Origin of the sequence: Geobacter sp., from assembly GCA_009684525.1 — a bacterium.
GTDB lineage: Bacteria > Desulfobacterota > Desulfuromonadia > Geobacterales > DSM-12255 > Geoanaerobacter.
In genome coordinates, this window is record WKKR01000001.1 from 760560 (window position 1) to 784062 (window position 23503).

The following is a 23503-nucleotide window of genomic DNA, read 5'->3' on the forward strand; positions in this document are numbered from 1 at the left end:
GGATCCGTCGTCATTCCCCACTGTCAGGGGCATTGCCACATGTCCCGAACGTCATTGTCCCACGTTTGTTGACTTATCCACCCTACTGCACTAGAATGTGCCGTTATGAACAGGCACGGCACATCTCCTTCTGAGCGCCAGACCCCTCGCCTTACCCTGGTGAAAAAGATCATTGCCGGATATTCTGCAATGGCATTCTTCACGATTGCAGCTCTGACCTTTGCTACCTACGGTCTCTTTTCACTGCACAGGACAGCCCGCGAGATTGCGAAAACCGACCTGGTTTTCATCAACGAATCCCAGCAGCTCAGGGAATCGATTGTCGCACAGGAGCGTTATGCCGGCAAGTATCTGATCCTTGGCAGCAACGAATTCAAAGAACTCTTCACCAAACGGGAAGACGAATTCATCGGCATCCTCTCATCGATGCAACGGAAAAAAACCCTGCCGGAACTGACGACGCTCGTGAGCAATTACGCCCAGTACCGTCGTTTGGCCGATGCCGTTTTCATGAAAGAGAGCAAAAGTCCTGTTGCCCTCCAGGCCGCGGCTGCCAAGGTAATTTCATCCATAGACACGATTTCCACCAACGAACAAGTCAGGCTCAACACCAAGCTGGAATCGGCTGACCAACGGCAACAGTGGACCGTCAGCTGGACCCTCATCCTCTCCTTTACCGGCTTTCTCCTTGCTACAGCTGTTGCCACCTATGTGACCTTTTCCATCTCCACGGCCATCAGAAAACTGAAAAAAGCCACTCATCGCATCGCCGAAGGCGAATTCGATTATGACCCGCAGATCCCGCCCGGCGACGAAATCGGCGACCTGGCGAGGGATTTCACCCACATGGCGGCCCGGCTGAAAGAGCTCGAACAGATGAGCCTCGATGCGAGCCCCCTGACCCGACTGCCGGGCAATATTGCCATCGAGCGGGTCCTCAACAAGCGTCTGCTGAGTTGCCTCCCCTTTGCGGTCTGCTATGTAGACCTCGACAATTTCAAGGCATACAACGACCGCTATGGCTATATCAAGGGAAGCGAACTGATCAAGATGAGCGGCGAAATTATCTATGAAGAAACCACGAGACTTGCAGGCGACGATGCCTTTGTCGGCCATGTGGGAGGGGATGATTTCGTTATCGTTCTTGAGGCGGACAATGCCGAAGAGGTCTGTAAGGCGGTAACGGCTCGCTTCGATCGTGATATTGTGGCACATTACACCCAGGAAGACGTGGCTAGAGGTGCGATCGAAGGGGTTGACCGCTATGGCGTACATCGCACCTTTCCCATTATGACCGTCTCTATTGCCGTCCTGATCTGCCAGCACGGCGACGAATACGATTCCGCTGTAGAGATTGCCAGAACAGCCGCCCAGATCAAGGATCACGTCAAAGTCCAGCCGGGGAGCAATTACTTTATAAACCGGCGTAAAGGGAAACGATGAGACGACTTGTAACTGCCCTACTCCTAATGCTGCTGCTCGGGGGATGCTCGTTGAAAAACATGCAGATGTTCTCCGGCTTGACACAAAAAGGGAAACTGTCAGAAGCGATCAACGCCATGGATAAAGGGAACGAACTGGCTGCAACCAAGCTCCTTGAGGAGATCTGCGCCAGCGAAAATGTATCCGGGGTAACCGACGAAGCGTTATTCCGCCTGAGCATGCTTGGTTTAAGGCAATACAAGGAGCCTGAGGGAATGCAGCTGGTGCAGAAAAGGATGGAGCGGCTCCGGACGGAGTTTCCCACCAGTGAATGGACAAGGCTGGCTTGGCCGCTCATGGAGTACATGAACTCCGTAGAAGGAGTGCGGGGGGATCTTCGCGCGCTAAAGCTGCGTAATACGGCTCTGAGCAAGGATAACCGGGAACTGCACCTCACCATCCAGCAGCTGCAGGGGACAAATCAGTCGCTCACCAAGGAAAACAAGGAGATTAAGGAGCGGATCGACAAGCTGAAAGACCTTGACGTCGAACTGGAACGGAAAAACCGGCGCTGACCGATCCGCTCGCAACGGCTACTTGCGCCATTCCAGCGGTACGGCCTCCCTTGCCGCCTCAACATCCAGGTCGGCAAGCTCTTTCTCCAGCTGGCTGACCCTATCCTCGTCCTGCCCGATTTCCCTTTCCAGATCATTATAGGCCAAACGATCACTCACCTTGTGGAAGAGGGTCCGTTGGCGGCGCAGTTCCTGCAATTTTTCCTTCTTTGTCGCAATTCTCTCCCTGATGCTCGCCAGTTCACCCCTGATCGAAGCATATCGCTGCCGCCAAACCGTTTCATCCTGAGCTCTGCCGGCTGTAACCGATGATGAAGGCTGCACTGGAGCCGTATCCGGGATGATGGAAGTTGCCGACGGGGCAATCGATTCGAGTTCACGCACCTTTCCCCGGTATTTTTTCGGGATGTTGTCGGGGTTGTCGGTGAAGTGCATCCCACCCTTGCTGTCTTCCCATTGATAGGTGGCAGCAGGCACTTCGGCAGCAACCGCCACGATGAGCCCCAGCGTACATAGATACAGCAGATCGTTCCTCATACGTCAGCCCCTCTCTTGCCTCTGGACAATTTTTCAATTTGACGGGAATACCATATATTAGTATAGTGCTTTACTTACATTTACCCCCCCTCAAAAGAGGAGCCCATTATGAATTCAAGATGTTGCACCATTCTAGCCGCTGCCGTCTGCATGCTGTTTGCCACCGTTGTTCATGCCAAGGAGACCAAAGACATCTCCTTCACGTTCAAGAATGCCGATCCGGTCATATTCAGCCACGACCTTCACCTCTCCAAATATAACAACAACTGCAAGGTTTGTCATAATGCCATTTTCAATCTCAAGAATCGCACGCGCTACACCATGGCCGACATGGAGAAGACCAAGTCGTGCGGAGGCTGCCATAGTGGGGTAAAGGCCTTCAGCGTCGCAAGTGAAAGCGATTGCATCCGCTGCCATACGGGAAAGACCCGCAACATCACGTACAAGATGAAGAAGGCAACCGAGGTCGTGTTCAACCACTCCCTGCACATCGACAAGACCAAAGGGAAGTGCCGCAGCTGCCACAACGGCAAGGTCATTACCGGCAAAGACAAGAACGTCACCATGGCGGAGATGGAAAAGGGCCGGACGTGCGGTGCCTGTCATAATGGCAAGGGAGCATTCACGGTTGGCGGCAACTGCACGCGATGCCACAAGGGCTATCAACCGCGCGATATCACCTTCAGCCTCAAAGGGATCACCAACGCCGCCTTCAGCCACAAATTCCATTTGGGCATGTACCAGTGCAATGACTGCCACACCGCAATCTTCCCGTACAAGGCCGGAACACTCCACCGCACCATGGGTGAAATGGAGCAGGGGAAATCATGCGGAGCCTGTCACAACGGCAAAGACGCCTTTTCCTCAAGCGGTGACTGCGAACGCTGCCATGCCGCTTTTAAACCGGCACCCATTACCTTCAAGAACGAAGGGGGCGAAGTCATCTTTAACCACGCCTATCACCTGAATATGTACAAATGCTCCAATTGTCACACCAAGCTCTTCCCGTTCAAGGTTGGCGTGAAAAAGGCCACCATGGGCGACATGGAAAAAGGCGCTTCCTGCGGCGGGTGTCACAATGACGGCAAAGATGCATTCAGCGTCAAGGAAAACTGCGAAAAGTGCCATAAGATGTAACGTCACGTTGCATACAAAGCAGAGAGAAAGGCGGGCACCCTCGGGTACCCGCCTTTCTCGTAACTACGGGGCAGCCATCAGCGCTTCGGCCGAAACCGTTTCCTGATGGCTTCGTAGAGCCCTGACGGAGAGGTGTCCACAACAACCATTCGCGCATTCGTCGCCTTTTGCAGATCGACAACCGTCAGGTCGTCGAGAAAGATCCCCTCCCCTTCCTTGAGCATGACATCGGGAATCAACAGCAGATCCCCCACGTCCCTCCCCTGCAGTGCAGCAATGATATCCCCCCCGGCAATAAGGCCGGTCACGGTTACACTGGGGCCGAAAAGCCGGTTCTCAACCGCAAGCGGGGTGAGCGTCACGCCGGTCTTGACCGACAGGGCGTCGAGAAATTCGCTGATGACCGGCAACGCAGATAGACCGGTCACCACGGTTGCAGAGCCATTACCGAGCTGGCGGGCCTTACGCAGGACCTTGGCAGCCTCGTTCCGGAAAAGCGGCACCATGCCCACCCCGTTTTCCAGCTGTGGGAACTCGCCATAGGTGGAAAATTCGGGAAACGGCAGCCCTGCCTTGAGATAGAATTCATCGGCCAGAAAGAGAAACGGTTCGCCGAGCTCCCGTTCCAGGCGCTCCGCCAGAGGTTGCCATTCCCGGATGAACGCGGTGGCATACTCGGTAGTCACCGGGGACAGCCGGGGAAGATTGGTGCGATGGCTCGTAAGCCCAACAGGCACGATGGCCAGTGAAGCGACCTGCGGGTAGAGTTCCACCAGATCGCGCACCGTCTTTTCCAGGGCCGCGCCATCGTTGAGCCCCGGACAGAGCACCACCTGGGTATGCATGACAATCCGTGCGGATGCCAGTTCCTGCATGATGTCTAGGATGGGGGGAGCTCCGCTGCGCCCCAGCAAACGATCGCGAAGAGCCGAGTCAGTGGCATGAACGGAGATGTAGAGCGGGGAAAGCCGTTGTTTCTTGATACGAACCAGTTCAGACTTGCGAACATTCGCAAGCGTGACGTAATTGCCGTACAGAAAGGAGAGGCGATAGTCCTCGTCTTTGACATAGAGGGGACGGCGCAGCCCGCGGGGAAGTTGGTGGACGAAACAGAAAACGCAGGCATTGCGGCACCGCGCCGGGCTGGGTGTCGCAAAGCGAAGTCCCAGAGGCTGCTCCATGGCATCCTCCACTTCACATTCCCAGAGGCTCCCGTCAGCCCGCTCCAGATCGAGGATGAGTTGGTCGCCGGACGCCCAATAATGGAAATCGATGATGTCGCGTAACCGATGGCCGTCAATGGCGATCAGGCGATCCCCCGGTTCTATGCCGAGTTCGTCAGCAACACTCCCCTTCATGACCTCTTCGATCAGAAGCCCCTTCATAGATCCCCCGCAAAGAAGTCAGACTCGCGATAACGGGCAATCATCGACCGGCCAAAGACGTTGCATACGGCCGTCAGCGGGACTGCCAGCAGCATTCCGAGGATTCCCGCGACCTGCCCGCCGACCAGCAGCGCAATCATGATCATCAGGGGATGCAGCCCCACCTTGTCGCCCACGATTTTCGGCGTGATCACACTCCCCTCAAACGCCTGTACCAGCGCAAACCACCCCAGACAGAGCAGCGGGTGCAGGAGGTCCTGAAACTTAAGCAGGGCCATCAATACCGACAGCACGATCCCGATCAGGGTGCCGAGATAGGGGATGATGAAGGCAAGCCCGGCCAAGGTCCCGATCATCACGGCCAGGTCGATGCCGATCAGGGAAAGACCGATGCTGTAGAGCACAGCCAGGATCAGGCAGACCGAAAGCTGTCCGCGGATGAATGCAGCAAGGACATCCTGCACCTCGTCGACCCGCGCGACAAACCACGGCCGCCACGGAAGCGGGATCAGGTAGAGGGTACCCTCCCACATCCGCGGCAGATCCTTCAGGAAGTAGTAGAGATAGACCGGGATGATCAGGTAACCGAGGACCGTCAGAATAAGCGAGAGGGTCGTGGCAAACGCCTTCTGGACAACCAGGAAGGTATCGCGGTAAACCCCCATGGGGAGCTCCCTCAGGGTGGCTAGAGCCGTACTGATGTGACTGTAGACCTTCTCCGGGGTCTCGATGTCGAGATAGACCTTGACCTGTTGCGGGATCAGTGAATAGAGCCGGGATGCATAGTCGGGAAGGGCCGCCTGGATAGCCTGGAACTCGCGGCTGAGCGAACCGAGGAAAAACCATGAAATCCCGCCGGCAATCAAAGAGATCAGTGCAAACATCCCCAGGACGGCGATACTGCGCTTCACCCCTTTTGCTTCTGCCCAGGCAACGAGAGGAGCAAGGATGTAGGCAATGATAAACGCAAGGAAGAGTGGCAGGACGATTGCCGATAGCCAGTAGCAAAGCGCTACGAAAGCGACACCCATGAGAATGAGCGCACTGGCCGTAATGATTTGACGGTTCCGCATAGAAGATTTCATCCCATAAAGGAAGGGCGACCACAGTGGCCGCCCTTCCCACATTCCGATCATGGCGTCCGGATGCTACTGATGGAGCTTGAAGGTACCGTCAGACGATGTAATGGTGGCAATGGCATGCTTGTAGATCAGGATATCCCCCTGCACCTCCATGAGAACCGAAAAATTATCGAATGACTTGATATACCCTTCCATGGTTTCTCCGGTCATGAGCTTGACGATAATCTTAACCCGTTCCTTACGGGACTGGTTCAGATACTGATCCTGGATGTTGAATGGTGCTTTTGCCATAACACACTCCTTTAGACAAGAAATCAATCACATAGTTTACGATACTAGCAAAACTTTTTTGATAATCAACCCAGGAAATTTCTGCATCCCGCTTGAACCAGGTATCCTGACGCTTGGCATAGTGCCGGGTTTCCTGCTTGATCAGCGCAATCGCCTCTTCCAGCGGTACTGAACCGGCAAGATACGCGCAGATCTGGCGATAGCCTATGGCCCGCATCGCCTTCAGGTCGGCATGGAAGCCGGCGGCAAGCAGCTGACGGACCTCATGCTCCAGCCCATCTTCCATCATCCGGTCGACACGCTGCTCGATCCTCCGATACAGCTCCTGTCGCTCCACCCTGATGCCGAGCTTGAGTGCCCGATAATGATCGCCGCTGAAACCGTGCTCCTGCCGCAACTCGGATATCGGCCGGCCGGTCTGCCGAAAGACCTCAAGCGCCCGCATGACCCGCACCAGGTCGTTGGGATGGAGCATGGCAGCAGTAGCCGGGTCAACAGCCAAAAGCAGACGGTGGACAGCCTCATTCCCAGCCTGGGCCGCAAGGGCCTTCAATTCCCGGCGATACTCCTCGTCACCGGCAGGAGATTCCATGAGACCGTTGAGAAGTGCCCGAATATAGAGCCCTGTCCCACCTACGACGATGGGATGCTTCCCACGCCTCTGGATCGAGTCGATAGCCTCGCTGGCCCGGCGCTGGAAATCGGCAGCGGTAAAATTCACGTCAGGGTCCACGATATCGATGAGATGGTGCGGCACGCGCTGCTGCATGGCCGGTGAAGGCTTGGCAGTGCCGATGTCCATGCCGCGGTAGACCTGCATGGAGTCCGCATTGATGATCTCGCCGTCAAGCTGTTCGGCAAGGCGGATTGCCAGCTCGCTCTTCCCCGAGGCCGTCGGCCCCTGGATAATGACGATCCGTGCCTTCCCGCCGCAATCCTCTGCCACGACCGTCTCCACCTTACGGATTACCGCTCTTTGAGCGTTTGAACATCCGTTCGATATCGCCCAGGGGAAACCTGCAGAGGACGGGTCTGCCATGGGGGCAGGTAGCGGCAAATTCAGCCTGATCCATCTGCCTGAGCAGGCTGCGGATCTCCTCCACGGAAAGCGAACGGCTTCCCCGCACCACGCTGTGACATGCCATGCAGGCCATCAGGTCGTCTGCCAGCTCAACGGCAGCGTGGCTGCGTCCGATCTGCAGCAGTTCTGCGACGATATCTCTCAGCATTCTTTGATAATCGAGATGGGCAAACATCCGCGGCACCCCTTTGATCACCGAGGTAGTCCCGCCGAATGCCTCAAGCTCGAAACCCAGTTTCTCCAGAGTATCGGCAAACTCCTTGACACAGGCGCTTTCGGCAAAGGTCAGCTCGATGGTCTCGGGGAAGAGCAGGCCTTGGACTTCCACCCCTGTTTGCCCGAACTGGGCCTTCAACTGCTGGAACGCGATGCGCTCATGCGCGGCATGCTGATCGATGAGCACCAGGTCGGTACCGTCCTGGCAGAGGATATACATGGCATTGAACTGGCCTAGAACCGTCAGGGATGAGTAATATCCGCCGCCATTGTCCGGTAACCCGGCCATGCTCTCAGGGGCGGCAGCTTGTGCCACCGAAGAGGAAAAGCTCCGGGAGGACGTCGCAGGGGGCACGGGGAACACGGATGGCTGCTCCCTGACCGGTAGAGCCGCATAACGTGCCAGCGCCTCACGGACACCCGTGTCCCGTGCTTCGCGCAGTTGCCGGTCAGCAGATGCAACCGTCAGGGATGCGGCAGCAGCCCGCACAGTCCAGGGGGAGGTCCGCAGAAGATTCTCCACCGCAGCCTGAATCACGTCGTGAACCCTGCCCTGCTCTCTGAACCGTACTTCATGCTTTGTCGGATGGACATTGACATCCACCTCTTCCGGTGGGATATCCATGAAAAGCACCACCACGGGATAGCGCCCACGTTCAAGCACGCCGCGATAGGCCTGGAGGATTGCATGCTGCACCACGCGATCACGGATGAATCGACCGTTGATATAGGTGTAGAGATAAGTGGTGGTAGAGCGGCTCAATTCGGGACGGCTGATGAACCCGCGAACCGTTATCGAGCCCTCCGTGGTTTCCAGAGGCCAGAGCCCCTGGCTGACATCGCTGCCAAGCAGGGATGAAACCCGATCACTGAGGTTCCCCTGCAGGACCCTGAACTGACTGCGTCGATCGGAGATATAGGTCATTCTGACGTCGGGACGAGAGAGGGCCAGCCTGGTGAGCAGTTCCCCGACATGACCCGCCTCTGTCTCGGCACTCCGCATGAATTTGAGTCGGGCCGGGGTATTGAAAAAGAGATTGCGCACCTCGATCGCCGTCCCTGCTGCCATGCCATGCGCCTTTACCGAGACAATCTTCCCACCTTCGACATAGATTTCCGACCCTTCGACACTCTCGCGTTCACGACTCGCCAGGGTCAGCCGGGAAACCGATGCAATGGAGGGGAGCGCCTCGCCGCGGAACCCGAGCGTCGCGATGGCGGCCAGATCGGCATCGCTGGCCAGCTTGCTGGTCGCATGACGTTCCAGGGCCAACAAAGCCTCCTCGCGCGAGAGTCCACAACCATCATCGCTGACCCTGATGGACTTTTTCCCCCCGGTTTCGATTTCGACGGAAATCTCCTGCGCACCGGCATCAAGGGAATTCTCCACCAGCTCCTTCACCACCGCTGCCGGCCGTTCCACTACTTCTCCGGCAGCTATCTTGTTGGCCAGTTGTTCAGGTAGTATCCTGATCCGGGTCGCCACGAAACACCTCATGTCCGAAAAATGAAGCTACAATAGCGCACGCTCCGGCGCTTGTAAAGGAGATCGCACTATGGTAAAGCAGAACAAAGCGTTGCGGAAATAGCATGTTAAGAATCCGGGGCGACCTGCCTTCTGCAGGGGTTACCCCTTCGACAAAGGAAATAGAGTGAAAGTACTGATCGCAGACGACAATGTTTCCGTGCACCGGGTGCTCGAAGCCCTGCTGAAGGCCTGGGATTATACCGTGGTCAGCGCAAGTGATGGCATTGAGGCATGGAACCTTCTCCAGCAACCAGATGCACCCGCACTTGTCATCCTGGACTGGATGATGCCCGGCATGGATGGCATCGATATCTGCCGCAACCTGCGCTCACACTCGGCACCTTTTCCCGCGTATGTAATCCTGCTTACCTGCCGGGGCCATAAGGAAGATATCGTTGCCGGACTGGAAGCGGGGGCCGATGACTACATAACCAAGCCTTTCGAGACGGAAGAACTGCGTGCACGTATCCAGGTCGGCAGGCGTTACGTGGAGCTGCAGCAGACGCTGAACGAAAGGATGCACGATCTGCAGCGGCAGAAACAGGAACTGGCCCGCAGCAACCGGGCACTGAAACTCCTCAACGAAAGTAACCAATCGCTTACCAGGTCTGACAGCGAAAACGAGCTTTTGCAAAGCCTCTGCCGGGATATTGTCGAAATAGGGGGCTACCGACTTGCCTGGATCGGTTTTACCGAAGATAAGGCAGAACTCCGCTTCCGACCGGTTGCCCAGAGCGGGTTCGAGGAAGGTGCGCTCGAAGCCATGCGTCTAGCCTGGAGCGAGGCAGATGTCGCGAAAAGCCCCGTGGGCAAAGCCATCCAGAGCGGGCGGCCGGCGATTGTGAAGGATATTTTCGCAGACCGGCGCTACATGCATCGTCAAGTCGACGCTGCCAGTCGTGGTTTCTCCTCACTTGTCGCCATTCCCTTCACCATCAGCCCTTCTGCCCAAGGTGTTCTGAACGTCTATGCCCGTGAACCAGACGCTTTTGACAGCAAAGAGGTTGTTCTGTTGACAAAACTTTCCGAAAATCTCGCCTATGGGATCAATGCCATCCGTACTGCCGTCGACCGTCGACGCATGGAGGAAGAACTCCAGCAGGAACGGGATCAGGCCCAACTCTATCTTGACGTAGCCGGCGTTCTCATCGTCGCGCTCGACCGAGACGGCACCATAACCATGATCAACGCCAAAGGGTGCACGATCCTTGGCTGCTCGCAAAAGGAAATGCTCGGAGAAAACTGGTTCGCTCTCTGCACCTCAGAGGAACAGGCCCCTGTCCTGCAAAGCGAATACGATGAACTGATGCGTGGAAAGCGGGAGTTCCGGGAATATTTTGAGAGGACCATCGTAACGAGGAACGGAACTGAACGGGTTCTGGCGATACATGCATCCCTGTTGGTCAACAAGGATGGCACTGTTGCCGGACTGCTCTTTTCCGGGGAGGATGTCACCGAACGGAAAAAGGCTGAAGAGGCGCTCCGTACCAGTGAAGAAAACTACCGCACCCTCTTTGACAGGATGGTAAGTACATCAAACGCCATCTCGGCATATCGTTCAAGTACCGGAGAGTCGTAACAAAGGATTTGGGGAGAAGGAAGACAAAGGAACTCTCAATACGTGGGATGATCTGAAGATGTTCCCTTTCTTCGCTCTTCTCCTTCATAGTCAGTTTCCGGCCCACGGGTGGAGTCCCTGCCAATACGGGCCCAGCCATTTCCTCTGCGGAACTCCAGGATCTTGCCAGCCTTGATGAGCCCTTCAAGACGATGCGCGACTACCATGTCATAGTTGCCGTCGATGTATCTGACCATAACCAGCATAACTCCCCCTTTGCCCAGGAACCGCCGGCGCTTCTCATTTCATTTATTATACCTCCAAAATGTTGCAACACCATTGTCACTCGGCTGAAACATGTTTATCAATCCTTGATCGACATCCAACGCGAAAGGCCATCCACAAAAGGATGGCCTTCCAACAGTAAACGGATTCAATAAAATTTGGCGCGCCCGGAGAGATTCGAACTCCCGACACCCTGGTTCGAAGTAATAGTATATTGCATATTCTGCTTGTTTAAAAGTAGTTCCTCATGTTTCAAACTCTCTCCATAACATGTTGACAATACACCGATAATTTACTATCATCTTATCAGAGTGTCTTTGAGTGTTTCTCAAAATTTCCCCTCTTGCCAACCAATAAACGGCAACAAAACGGCAACAAAAAAGGAGACCAGCGTGTCGGACATTCTTACCGACCTCTTCATCCGCAATCTCAAGCCAGCGGAGAAAGAATATACCCGGCGGGAAAAAGGTGGCTTCGGCATTCGTGTCCATCCCAGCGGGAAAAAGACCTTTTTCTACCTCTACCGGGTTGACGGGCGACGCCGGTTCCTGAACCTGGGGGATTATCCGGCTACCAAGTTGAAGGATGCCCGCCACGATTACGAAGAGGCTCGGATAAAAGTAAAGTTACTGAAGCATGGTCGTGATGAGGGCAGCGACCCTGTAGAACATCGGAAGTCTAAGAAGGATGATCGGGAAGAGCGGCGCAAGGCCCACACCATGACAGAACTTGTGACCGAGTATATTGAGCGCCATGCTAAACGATTTAAGCGATCTTGGCAAGAGGATGAACGCATCCTGAACCGCGAGGTTGTGCCCGCCTGGGGGACCCGGAAGGCTGCCGACATCAACAAGCGTGATGTGATCCACCTCCTCGATGGGATCGTTGATCGGGGTTCCCCGGCCATGGCGAACAATTCCTTCCAGATCATTCGCAAAATGTTCAATTATGCCGTAGAAAAGGACATTCTCCCTTACACGCCATGCGCCGGCATCAAGCTACCTTCCCCCAAGATCGCCCGGGATCGGGTGCTGAACGCCGCCGAGATCAAGACCCTGTGGAACAGTCTGGACAATGCCGCCATATCGGACGAAATCAAGCGGGCCTTGAAGCTGATACTAGTAACGGCGCAGCGTCCCGGAGAAGTTATCGGCATGCATGCCAGCGAGATTGACGGCAATTGGTGGACTATTCCCGTCGAAAGATCGAAAAACAAGAAAACACAACGGGTCTTTTTGACCACTATGGCGAAAGAGTTGATCGGCTCTACAGATAAGAAAGATTTTATGTTCCCCTGCCCCCACAAGATGAAGAAAAAGGCTATTGACCCGCACGCCCTGGCAATTGCCGTTCATCGTAATCTGGAATGGCCGATTACCGACAAGGAAGGCAAGCCGCTCTATGGCAAAGACGGTAAACCAGCCACGGAAAACAAGTTAGGGATTGGCCAGTTTACTCCCCACGATTTAAGGCGAACGGCTGCGACCTTCATGGCAGAAATGGGAGAGATGGATGAAGTCATTGACGCCATCCTGAACCACTCCAAGCAGGGGGTAATCAGGGTTTACAATCAGTACCGATACGACAAGGAGAAGCAGGCGGCACTTGAATCTTGGGAAAAAAAGATGCAGAGCATCATTACCGGAATAATGGGTAACGTCGTATCAACCAGCAATCGTAAAAAGCAATCTAAATCCAGATAGATAGCGAATGGCTCCCGATACCGACCAGGGGCCTTTTACTTTTTGTAGAACCTCTCGTGGAACCAGCTTGAAGGTTCCATGACACGCCCGACAAGATTCCTCTTGTATCATCGCTTCAGGTCAACGTAAACTCCTTTCTTTAACTTCTGTGACCCATAAATGACAAGTGATAGGCTCAAAAGCATGTAAATCAGGGCAGCAATTCCCCAAGATTTAAGTAGCTCGCTCTTCCAGAGAGCAATAACAATCACTGCCAGAACAAATGCCCGTTTAATAATTTAGAAAATTTTGGAGCAAATTCACACTAAAAACCCTTAAACTAGCGCCATTCAAATCTGGCCCCTTTTTCCTGTTTACTATCCTCATATGTGGATATTTCTGACAACAAGCAACTGATAGGCATGCAATCGCCATATATTTTGGTGAGTAAATGACTAATGCTGGGGTGCAATAGGTTGGCGAGAAATTCACCTGCCAAAGAGTACGTGCCAGCCAGTGGCATTTCGCACCTGCAAGAAAAGTCGTTGTTGGGGATATAAAGCATGCCGTCTTTACAATAAAGCGGCAGATTGAATCCTTGTCTCTTCCAATGGTCTCGCACTTTATTCCACTCATCCTTTACGCGCTCTGGGTCGAAATTCGGACCCAAGCATTTTTCAACCCTGGTTTCAACAGGTGTAGGTGGCATGAATACGATAGTTTTCGAAGTCAGTTCATTTATTGAGAGATGCAACATCTCTTCGGCTACGCCAGTTGAATCGGATGGGATCAGTATGATTGCGCGGGAAGCAAGAGCAGCCCTCCTGAAGGCGAAGACCCAGCTATCATCTTTAGCTTGGAAGTATACAGCACGTGTAAGTTCTTCAAGATCAGGTTTAGCCATGGGCCTGCCGATGACCAATAGAGGGAAACCGCATTGTTTTGCTACATCTGCAATATCGCTGATAAATGACGCTCGTCGATATTTCCCACCTTTTCCGGTCATAGTTGATATAGGAAACGATAACCCTTCATCCTTAAATGGTCGCAACATGATCAACGCAGGCCGAGTATCATTCTCTGCATTTGATCTCAGTGTTTTTATTTCGATTTGAGTAGCGCGCCTGGAGGACCACTTACTAACGAACAAAAGTATAAAAACTGGCAATAATGTAAGTACAGTTAGCAAAGGTTCGTCAAAGATGTATTTAAATCTAAAAATCATCCATGCAAACCACCATAAAATTCCAAGACCACTGGATATTAAATAGATATTTCTTAGAACAAGAGAGTCTTGCACTGTTACTCCTGTACTCACATTTCTTAATAAAATCGTCCACTCTCATCCGATAAATCAGGCAAACTAAGATCGCCTCTTAAACTTGCTCCAAGGAATTATAACTGGGCAGTTTTGCCCTTTTGCATATTTTTTTCTGTTTTCCTTTGTGGTTCTATCCACTTCCTTGAACCAACTCGCATGCTCTGTTGAAACGTTTTCTTCAATTCGTTCAGCCAGCACAGCTAGACGTTCATTCTCCGGAATTAGACGGTAGCGTCCCGCACCGGACAGAAAAAGTAAATACAAAGTATCGAGTCAAGTCTCCCTATGGTGATCAGCGCTGAGATTCATACTTGAGCAACTCTTCCTCAACATGCCCAGCCCAGGCCAGGTTCTCTTCTCCTCTGCGCTGCCTGGCCTCGCGGATCAGGCGCAGGTTGCGGACCGTTGTTTCCGGCTCCCACGATTCACGTACAGCGGCCAATGAGTGTGCAAGAGCGTCTATTGCTTCCGGCTCGTCCTTCGCCAGTATCGCAAGTTCCAGCAGGGTGGCAAAGTCCCAGTAATCCGGGGTGCAGCGCTGGACACGCTGCTTGACGGCATAGGTCACCACCGGCAAGATCTCCAATCTGCGTGAATCTGGCGGCTCTTTCAGCTCCATCAGCGTCACGGCATTGATCCCCGGATAAGCGTCACGCCAGTCTGCTTCGAACCCTTTCAGGTAGGCATCGATGGCTTTGTTCAAAAGCCCCTTGGCGAGCATGGTGCTGCCAGCCTCCTGTGCTGCCTCCCAACGATCCTTATAGACCCGGCCGAGAATGCCGTAGGTTTCGCTGGACGGCCCGCGCCGAGCGATTAGCTCCAGCAGCACCCGCTCTGCGTCTTCACCCCGACCTGCCCGGTTCAGGGCAAATCCCAACTGTTCCTGCACCATCACCGTCGCAGTCAGCACCGGCGACATCTTCGGCACTAGGGCGATCATCTCGTCCCACGCTTTCACGGCCCGGTATGACAGGAAAAGATCTATCACTACCCCGGCCTCACAATCGTCGATATTCTTGATCTCGTCTTCCAACGTCTTCAATGCATCAAGCCCTGCTTTGCGGGCCTGGGCAAGGCGCTCCTTCATGGCCTTTGAGTATTCTACCCGGTCGCGGAAGGTGTCGGTCTTGGTGTGGTCAATGTCAGGGTAATCTTCCAGAAGCTGATAAATCGGGCTGTCATGGGTTGGCTTGCGGGCATCAACGAGGCGTTTGGTCAGCAGCGCCTGGAATTTGGCAACATCCGACGGCTGACCGTCCACTGAAACAGTGTACGGGATGGCCCGAAGTTGGGCCACGTCAAAGGGAAGTTGTCCGCTCCCTTCAGCGAACATAAGCACCGTTGTATGGGGCTTGGCGGCATGGCGCACACCTAGTTCGTAAAAGACATTGGCATTGGCTGCAGTCAGGTCGGCCACGGCATACTCGCAGAGGATCAGCCGCTCAAACATCGGCTTGTGGATGATACCGCCAGTCTTTTCCTCGTCCGCCCGCAGCGGCTCCATCCCAGCAGCAAGCACCGCCGGAGCGATCAGCTGTTCATACACCGCGTCAAAGTCGATCTCCCGACCTGTGGCGTCTTTCTTTTTGCCGAAGGGCATGAGGATGAAGCAGAGGGGGGTGGGCATGGGTGATCTCCTAAGAACTCAGTTAGTTCACAATCGCGTGGTTAATAGTCAGACGAGCTGCGGATCATTTCTCGGTATCTCCCGAAGAATCTCTTCTACTGCTTCCAGGAGCCGGCATTGCGCATCTGCTGGAGTTGGAGCGTCTTTTATCGCTTGGGACGTGCTGCCAACGGATTGAAATTGTCCCAGTTCCGGAATCTCCTGCCATGGGCACGTCTCCAACAAAAGCCAGAACAGCCGAAATTGTGAGGGAGATTTCTTAACCTTGTTGACGAATGCAGGAATCTCCATTTTCCTTACAAAACTCGACTTGAGGAGATCGTTGCTCATCAAGAGTAGAGCGGCCTGAGAACGCTCGATTCTATCCTTGATATCTTCTTCCCATTGGCTTCCAGGCCTGATATCGGTATCTGCCCAAGTAGAAACCAGACCGCGTCTTTCCGCTGGTCGTAGAAGTGTGCGGATGCGGCTCACCCAGTCGGAGTCCTTTCTGCTGTAGCTTATGAATAATGATGCTGCCCCGTCACTATCACTCCTTGCTACGGCATCGACGGCGTTAAGAGCGGCAGGGAGCAGTTTTGCAACGAGGTGCTCAGCTACCACTCTCGCGTCAGATTCAGAGCGAATTGGAGTACCGAGAATCTCAAAGTCGCTCTTGCGGATACCGGGAACAGGAATCAATTCCCATAAGTCCGAAGTTTTCTTAAATGCAGATGCAGCGTCGCCAGACGTTCCCCCCATCGGGAATCGCGGCATGCCATCATGCAGAGCCCCTAGCCAAGCATCAAAGGTACCGCCTTGTCCCCCTATCAATACTAGAGCATCTGCATATTTTTGCGGTTCAAGCCACTCCAGTGGACCGTATGGCGTTCTCACAACATGGCCGACTTCACGGAAGGCATTCCTGCCCGGTTGAACGACCTGAATAAGATGCTCCTTCGGATCGAGGGAAAGGCAGTTCAGTGTGTTAACGAAGGCTTCTGTAACCATGTAGTCGACACCGTGCCATCCGCCGGTTACAAGGCCATAACGATTTCGCGCCAACTCTTCGCCAACTGCCCTGGCAGCCCGTATATCCTCTTGTGGAACACCGACCTGCGATCCGGTACCTGCGACGAGAACCCAGCGCCGGGAAGCCGCTGCGGTGCTCACATTGCTTTGTGCCAAAGCAGGTGCACCGGGTATTGTCGAAATCGATTTCACGTCAGACCGCCTCCTTCTTTCCCCCAAAAGGGTGGCGTGGGAATGGCTACTCTTCTTCCACAGGAAAATGGTTGGGCTGAGCGTAGGCGACATACTTTCCCAGAGACTCGGCATATTCTTTCTCTCGCCGGGAATAGCTTCCTACCTCGGAGTAAAGCGGGCTGCAAATACCACATACGGTTGTTGCGCTTCCAATCTGTTCGCGTAGGAATGCCTCAAGCTTTTCGTCATTCACAAACTCACGTCCTTCCGCAATACGACGAGGAAGAGACCATCGATCCCAAAACATCGGTTCCCCACTGTGAATCTTTGACCGTACTACACGAAAGGCGGCACAGGTACCATCACAAAGACGGTAGCTGATGAAGCCAACACTGCGTCTATCAAGCACTTTCTCCCATCGATTCAAGAGGTGACCGGAGGAAAGTCTGCGCATGCGCTGGAGAGAATGACCAATCGGCTTATGTTGCCATGACGCCCAGAGAGGTTGTTTCTTTCCCGTCACCGTAACTGTTTCCAGGGACTTGCACCGCAGGACTCGTGATGCATCTGCAAGCGGAAACCAGCGGGAATCATCACCAGCGGTATACCTGTATCCTTTACCGTCATATCGTTTAATGACCTCAGCGACTTCTATCCGTGCATCAATGGCCGGTGGCAGGTTGCCCCAGGGTGAGAAAAGCTGTCCGACAAGCCAGATCGTATCACCAGCTTGTACTTCGGCAGCAGGGCCATCAGTTGCGCGGGTTATATGATACTGCGGCCTTTCAAAGGCAGGCATCTCCGGCTGGCCCTCTGCAAGCCAAATTCTTCCCGGAGAGGTAAAGGAATTGAAGTGGCCAATTTCTCTTCTGATGTAGTGTATAAATTGATTGGACATGAGATCCCCATTGATCTCCGGAATTACTCAAGCTCCCGATTCATCCATAATATTTCCGGATACCCACTTTCACTCAAGTTAGCCACACCATGCACATTTACTCTCTTGGCAAAATTGTAGAGTGGCATGAACCCACCAAACTCTTCCCCTCGAATAAACCACAATAGAGTCCAGCCGGAGGACTTTAATAACGCCTCGGCTGAGGTCATGCATATGAACACTCTGTCGCTTCCGCCGAGGATTCCTTCGTTATAGAAGACAATACTACCATCAGCGGTTCGATAGGTCCCGGTTGCTTTATCCAACGTCAGACTCCACTGACGAATCAGCCAAGGTGTCGGTAAGGTAATCTGCAGTTCGGCCCTGCCAAAATCGGTTGAACCGAGTGTCGCAAACGGATGGGAATACGGCACCGGCCAATAATCATCATAAGAGTTTTCACTATGCGTCGCATCAATAAACCCCGGCTCTAGGGAGTCTTCGTATTGCAGCCATTGATCGAGAGTTGCCTTGTGGACACCAGGATGATCGTTTCTGCCGATTCCGTTCAACGACTCCTGAACGTGCTGCTGGCAAAGTGCAGTTCTCAATGCGGCCAAGTCGGAAGTCTTGACAATGATCATTCGCGCAAGCATCCAGATACTGATATAGGACTCCGGTAGCGCCCACAGCCCTGGCCGCCATCCCGGTTCCCAGGTTAACTCGAAATCGGCACGGAGCCATCTCCCTTTCTGTAAAGCAGCAACACTTCCAGGAACCGAGCGTAAACATGTCGCTAAAGGTGGCATTTTATCGGGAATATTTATCCAGCTTGTAATTGATTCAGTTGAAGGCTCCGGCCATGGAGTCAAAACAGGGACTTTCAGTGGGCATTCTCTCTCTGATGATTCCTGCCCGGTAATACGGGCAACGGATTTCGGCGCTTCCACCAGCCAGCGTAAAGGATCTGGCAGATCTTCATCAAGTTGCGTTGGATTATCGTAATCGCCCTTGGAATCGCTTAAATAATGGTTCAGATGATAATGGTCCGACAGGAACGCCTGCAAGGTACGCCAGCCAATCCACTGATATTTTTTGCCGACACGCTCCGTTCTCGCCCCATGGATGATCCGGTCTCGGGAGATTTGATAGCCGGTGTCGAATTGGTCGAAACGTTTTGCTGTCCACCCCAGCTTGAGTGCATTCCAGACGATGTAACGGGCAGCCAAGTTAATATCAAAGACATCACCTCTTGAAGCGATCCCGGCAAAATGCAATCGACCTTTACGGTATGGGCGCACAGGTTCATCCGAACGATCAAGAGGCGTTTCTTTAAATGGGAAAAGGCCAGAATTTGCATCCAATATATATCGATAGAAATCGTTTTCAGATGCAGACCATACTAGTCTATGGTAGCCTGATGAATCATCTTTCTTTTCTAAAGTTTTCAGCCGTTTTGGCACTCTTCCCAATGGCAACCTGCTTGTGTATGGCGGCTTGATTACAGCCTCATCGATTTCAAGCCCAACCTCCACGCCGCACTCGACAATGCGCCGGGCATAGTGCCGGATGAAGAGATGACACCAGCGCGGGGCACCCTTTGGAAACTGTTGGGCGAACACAAAACCCGCTATGTCCTTTATCCATTCCATATCCGTGCTGACCAGCACCACACCCAAGGTTGCCAAGAGCAGCGATTCCGCCATATAGGCGTCATCGACGGATTCGAATTCGGCAAGCACCGGCTTAACTATTTCCGGGCACGCTTGGAACAGGCGGCACACTCCTCTCGTGGCCGTGTCCTTGAGGCCGCTGTTCGTACTCGTGCAACACCATGAGAGGAGCAGGGCGATGGTTTCCGCCGTGTCCCGGTGTATCCCCGTGAGATTTTGCGTGGCAGCCCATGACACGGTCACATGGATGATGGAATTCTCGTCTTCCCACAAGTCCGGCAGCTCCACAGTCCAAGCCGCATCACGAGCGCCAGAAGACTTGAATCGCTTCAACCAATGATGGAGTGTCGCCTTAATATGGAAGGGATGTCCTGGTATCAGGGCCAGTTGAATGAGATAGGCCAGCTCCGGAAATCTACTCTTATCCCTGGTCAAAAGTTCCCACAGTTCACGAGGGGACCCGCCGAACTCGTTCCGCCGGGAGCGCCACAGGAGGCTGTCCCTGAACGCGTTGGTGATGAGATAATCCGAAACCACTTTCCCTTCCGGCAGCAGGTCAGGCAGTTCTCTGCCGGTCAGCTTCGGCACCAGCAACATGAGGGAGCGCAGGATGCCGGCTTGATTGCGATACGGCAAGCCACTGTCACGGCTGACATAGCCATGTAACTCGCCATCTGGTGCGAATGCATTCCTGATAGCTTCAATGTCCGACCTTCCTTTTTCATCTTTACCCAACCGTACCAGGAGCCGTTCCGCCAGAAAGGTGTCTGAAAAACGCTCGTAGCCGAATAGCACCAGCTCCTCATCGGGATTGCCGCCAATGGTTTCGAACATCACTTGTTCGGAGAGAAGAAAGCTAACCAACCGTGTCGTTCCGGCAACCTCTTTTGCGATCTGTTCGGCAGCGTCACGTAACAACCGGGTGGCGCCGATGGCAAGCATTGCATCGGCAATTTTTCCGATGGTCTTATGAACAATCCGCTTTTTCAAGGGATCAAGCCCTAGTTCTGACGTAGCCTTTGCCTTGATTTCCAAGGCATCCATCCACCGGGTATGTACATCGAGCCAGGAAGGGAGCAGGGATGGCACTTCATGCCCTTCGTGCTGTTGCAGGCTCTGGCAAAGTATTTTCAAGTATAACGGGTTGGTGAATTCAGGGATAATCGGCGGGAAAACCGGGGCCTCTAGACCGTAGGCAGCAAAATATTTGGCCATGGCCTCCGCCTCCACACCTGCAAAACCGCTGTGGTTGATAAGAACCCAAGGAGCGTCAGCATTATCAGGCAGTCGCGGAATGGTGTACGGCAGGTAATCATCCCGCACTGCAAGAGCAACCGCGATATTCTGGAATCGATTGACCTCTTCCAGCATGCCGAGCAATTGAGCCTGCCAGCGGGAGCGTGGACAGGTTTCATTCAGAGCATCAAATGCCAATAGCGCCACGGATTGCCGCTCCCGTGCCTGACGGTCGATGGTAGCCAGAAAATCGTTCGGGGTGATTGTTGCCGGCAAGCCGAGGCTTGCAAATATCTCCGGCCACAACTCACTACCGGCAATCAGTTTATGCCCCAGAATCCCTATGGCAATCTGGCCATGATCCACGCACCGGGAAACCTGTTCGACCAATGTATGTGTCTTCCCCTGGCCGGCAGGACCATTGATCAAAATCACTCGCTTTACGGCGATCCCGGTATATTCCTCCAGAAGAGAGAGGCATTGTTGTGCATTTTCTATAACCCAGTTAAGCGAACTGAGCCGATCCCGTGTATTCCTCGCCTGCTCCGTGTAACGATCCCTTTCTTCTTTAGAGAGTGAGTAATGTTCTCTTTCTGCTTCCTCTTGTAGCTTCCCGAATGTCGTAAGGACTCGCTGGATAACGTCGTGAATCTTAACAAAATCAAGGGTATCTTGCCAGAATTTGGTCTCACGAAGTTTGGCGGCAATATTTTTGAAGGACTTCTTCAGTTCAGCCGTCGGTGACTCCCGGTGGGGGAGCCTTTTATAAACCTCCTCCAAGGCGTCATCCAGCTTTTTATATGCGGTTTCGGTTCGTAGTAGCCAGTCAAACGAGGTCATTATTCTCGTTTCAACGTGGGCATTTCTGGTATAGCGGGGACCGGCATCCTTAACCAGTTTGTCCCGTTGCAGATGCAGCCATGACGAGAACGATTGAGAGAGCCAGGGGATACGCTGGCTCAGATACTGCCGGACATGTCCTTCAAATTGATTTTTGAACTCTTCAGTGGTGGTGAACTGATGGTACGCGCCTGTTGCATTTCCATTCTGATCGAAAAAATATTGCCCGACGAAGAATTCATCGATCAATTTCACTTGCCGCATGGATTCGGCATCCCGGTTTGTTTCGTCGGCCGGCCCGCGATAAGTCAACATGTAGGGCTGAAAGCCGTCCGTAATCTTTGCCTGAGTCCTGGAACAGTGGAACTCATATTCGGTACCGGATAGGAATGGGGTGCCATCGTCTTTTAGCTTCGATGGCGGGGTGCCAAAACGGCTGCGAAAAATGCAGACAAAAAGATCACATTCTTCCGGGGATTTTATGGCAAGATTCACCCCGTCCTGGGGCGGAAGAGACGATGGCATTGGGACGCCATAGTCGGTATCAGATGCTTCGACGGTTATTCTAAATTGCGAACGCAATAAGGGGTTGCTGTTAAACCGACCAACTACTTCGCGGACTGTGTCACGCTCTAGTTGGCAATCGCCCGGGGAGGAAATGAAGAGGAAAACCGTCTTGATCATGGACATCTCAATAAATCAGCTGGTTGGAATCGGCTTCGAATTGCATTGCATGTTTACCACATACATCTTACTGTTCATCGGCTACGGCCTTCAGAATTCGTGCTCGAGATTTTGCCCGTTCCACCAGGCGTGTTTCTTCACCAGTCTGTACCAGCCATTCATGAAAACGCCGCACTGCAAGTGCTACAGCTGTTTCGTCTCCACATTGCGACAGGAAGACGATCTGAATCTTCTGAACGTGGTCGGCAACATATACACCAAAATCACTGGCGACGCTCATTGCATCTGGGGTGCCTAGCATTCTGGTTGCCTGAGTCTCGGTAACACCTGAATGGCAGGCAATCAAATGAACCACACCTGGCACTCCACGACTTTCAAGCACTTGAGCATGCAGATGGTCCTGCATGAAGGGCTGGCCAACTCTCTCACGTGCCGCAGCTACCGAAAGCGCGGCCGGAATTGCTTCGATCCGCACAGCCAATTCTAGCCCGCTAGGTAATTTCATGAGATGCAACTGACTTGCCTGACCGGATGCTTCATCAATCCTTTCAGTAGGCAAATTATGGATCAAAGCGCTACACATCTCTTTCTGGCGTGCCGTCAGATCGAGTCGGCTCCAATCCAGCGCTTGGCCACGGTCCCGTTTCCGGGCTCCAACAGTGCCACCACGTCTGACCAAAACTGCAGTCCGTTCTTGCAGAATCTCCGCAACGCATTGCTGAAGGGCTGATTCGTCTTGGGCCTGCATTCTCGGGACTTCTAGTCGGTCCACATAACTGCGGAAGCTTATGTCACGTGGAACCTGGCTTGTACTCAAAGGCAGTAAATCAACGATCACAACAAGTTCGTTCCGTCGCGCTAGTGCAACCTGAAGTTCAGCGTGACAAATGCCAATTTCTTCATCACTGTGAGCTGACCCAGCTTCGCCAGTGTAGAGCACCAAGATGATATCTGCCCTGTTGATTTCACGGAGCGACATCTCCAAAGTCGATGAATTCGCGGCTGCACCGACACCAAGCTCATGAATCCAGACATCAAAGAGAGCCTGGTCCCGACCGACCAACCGCCCCACTGGCTCTTCACCCTGAATGTGCGGCAGGCCCTGCCACCTGATACTTTCCATAACCACCTGGAGCCGTTGCCTAACTTCGTGGAGAGGTACTCCACCAAAAACCGTTGACAGAGACCTGCTGGATATCATGACCCGAATTTTTCTTATGTCTGCCATAGTGTTACCCCAGAAGGTTAGTCGGAAAAAAGAAACCGGGTTGCTCCCTTCTG

The 23503-nt window shown here is 53.4% G+C and carries 17 protein-coding genes and 1 pseudogene; 5 read left to right on the forward strand and 13 right to left on the reverse strand.

Annotated elements, in window-relative coordinates; all coding sequences use genetic code 11:
- Positions 1 to 105: 105 nt before the first annotated feature.
- The gene (locus GJT30_03415) at positions 106 to 1443 is read left to right on the forward strand and encodes a HAMP domain-containing protein (GenBank protein MSM38658.1); all 1338 of its coding nucleotides are present in this window, start codon (positions 106 to 108) and stop codon (positions 1441 to 1443) included.
- Entirely contained in the window at positions 1440 to 1997 is a 558-nt protein-coding gene (locus GJT30_03420; protein MSM38659.1) for a hypothetical protein, read from the forward strand. Before GJT30_03415 ends, GJT30_03420 begins: the two co-directional genes overlap by 4 nt.
- Positions 1998 to 2015: 18 nt before the next feature.
- On the opposite strand, the gene GJT30_03425 is transcribed toward GJT30_03420, so the two are convergent.
- Positions 2016 to 2534, reverse strand: coding sequence for a DUF4124 domain-containing protein (locus tag GJT30_03425; GenBank protein ID MSM38660.1), 519 nt, complete (start codon positions 2532 to 2534; stop codon positions 2016 to 2018).
- A gap of 108 nt (positions 2535 to 2642) precedes the next feature.
- Here GJT30_03425 and GJT30_03430 point away from each other — a divergent pair, with 108 nt between their 5' ends.
- A complete protein-coding gene (locus GJT30_03430; GenBank protein MSM38661.1) occupies positions 2643 to 3671 on the forward strand; it encodes a cytochrome C in 1029 nt (342 codons plus the stop codon).
- A 77-nt stretch (positions 3672 to 3748) separates the two neighbouring features.
- On the opposite strand, the gene GJT30_03435 is transcribed toward GJT30_03430, so the two are convergent.
- From GJT30_03435 to mutL, 5 genes are all read right to left on the reverse strand, one after another.
- On the reverse strand, positions 3749 to 5056 hold the full coding sequence (locus GJT30_03435) for a DUF512 domain-containing protein (protein MSM38662.1): 1308 nt from the start codon (positions 5054 to 5056) through the stop codon (positions 3749 to 3751).
- Complete coding sequence (locus GJT30_03440; protein ID MSM38663.1) at positions 5053 to 6141, reverse strand: AI-2E family transporter; 1089 nt, start codon at positions 6139 to 6141, stop codon at positions 5053 to 5055. The genes GJT30_03435 and GJT30_03440 overlap by 4 nt, the downstream gene beginning before the upstream one ends.
- Positions 6142 to 6204: 63 nt before the next feature.
- Positions 6205 to 6429, reverse strand: a complete 225-nt coding sequence (hfq, locus tag GJT30_03445) for an RNA chaperone Hfq (protein MSM38664.1) — start codon at positions 6427 to 6429, stop codon at positions 6205 to 6207.
- The gene (gene miaA / locus GJT30_03450) at positions 6377 to 7468 is read right to left on the reverse strand and encodes a tRNA (adenosine(37)-N6)-dimethylallyltransferase MiaA (GenBank protein MSM38665.1); all 1092 of its coding nucleotides are present in this window, start codon (positions 7466 to 7468) and stop codon (positions 6377 to 6379) included. The genes hfq and miaA overlap by 53 nt, the downstream gene beginning before the upstream one ends.
- Positions 7389 to 9212 (reverse strand): DNA mismatch repair endonuclease MutL, encoded by a 1824-nt coding sequence (gene mutL, locus GJT30_03455; GenBank protein MSM38666.1) that lies wholly within the window; start codon positions 9210 to 9212, stop codon positions 7389 to 7391. Before mutL ends, miaA begins: the two co-directional genes overlap by 80 nt.
- A 166-nt stretch (positions 9213 to 9378) precedes the next feature.
- Here mutL and GJT30_03460 point away from each other — a divergent pair, with 166 nt between their 5' ends.
- On the forward strand, positions 9379 to 10833 hold the full coding sequence (locus GJT30_03460; protein MSM38667.1) for a response regulator: 1455 nt from the start codon (positions 9379 to 9381) through the stop codon (positions 10831 to 10833).
- 35 nt (positions 10834 to 10868) lie between these two features.
- Here the strand turns inward: GJT30_03460 and GJT30_03465 are convergent, their stop codons facing one another.
- Positions 10869 to 11078, reverse strand: coding sequence for a hypothetical protein (locus tag GJT30_03465; GenBank protein ID MSM38668.1), 210 nt, complete (start codon positions 11076 to 11078; stop codon positions 10869 to 10871).
- Positions 11079 to 11489: 411 nt separating this feature from the next.
- Between GJT30_03465 and GJT30_03470 the strand changes: the two genes are divergently transcribed.
- A complete protein-coding gene (locus tag GJT30_03470; protein MSM38669.1) occupies positions 11490 to 12800 on the forward strand; it encodes a DUF4102 domain-containing protein in 1311 nt (436 codons plus the stop codon).
- A 319-nt stretch (positions 12801 to 13119) separates the two neighbouring features.
- On the opposite strand, the gene GJT30_03475 is transcribed toward GJT30_03470, so the two are convergent.
- The 6 genes and pseudogenes from GJT30_03475 to GJT30_03500 all read right to left on the reverse strand — a co-directional run bounded on the left by GJT30_03475 (position 13120) and on the right by GJT30_03500 (position 23345).
- Positions 13120 to 14079, reverse strand: coding sequence for a hypothetical protein (locus GJT30_03475; GenBank protein ID MSM38670.1), 960 nt, complete (start codon positions 14077 to 14079; stop codon positions 13120 to 13122).
- Positions 14080 to 14392: 313 nt separating this feature from the next.
- Positions 14393 to 15727: a DUF4071 domain-containing protein gene (locus tag GJT30_03480; protein MSM38671.1), complete on the reverse strand. Its 1335-nt coding sequence runs from the start codon at positions 15725 to 15727 to the stop codon at positions 14393 to 14395.
- Between the two features lie 48 nt (positions 15728 to 15775).
- The gene (locus tag GJT30_03485; GenBank protein ID MSM38672.1) at positions 15776 to 17044 is read right to left on the reverse strand and encodes a TIR domain-containing protein; all 1269 of its coding nucleotides are present in this window, start codon (positions 17042 to 17044) and stop codon (positions 15776 to 15778) included.
- Positions 17045 to 17051: 7 nt separating this feature from the next.
- Positions 17052 to 17630, reverse strand: a pseudogene (locus GJT30_03490) (hypothetical protein).
- Positions 17631 to 17833: 203 nt separating this feature from the next.
- Entirely contained in the window at positions 17834 to 22228 is a 4395-nt protein-coding gene (locus tag GJT30_03495) for a DUF4062 domain-containing protein (GenBank protein ID MSM38673.1), read from the reverse strand.
- 61 nt (positions 22229 to 22289) lie between these two features.
- A complete protein-coding gene (locus tag GJT30_03500; protein MSM38674.1) occupies positions 22290 to 23345 on the reverse strand; it encodes a hypothetical protein in 1056 nt (351 codons plus the stop codon).
- Positions 23346 to 23503 lie beyond the last annotated feature (158 nt).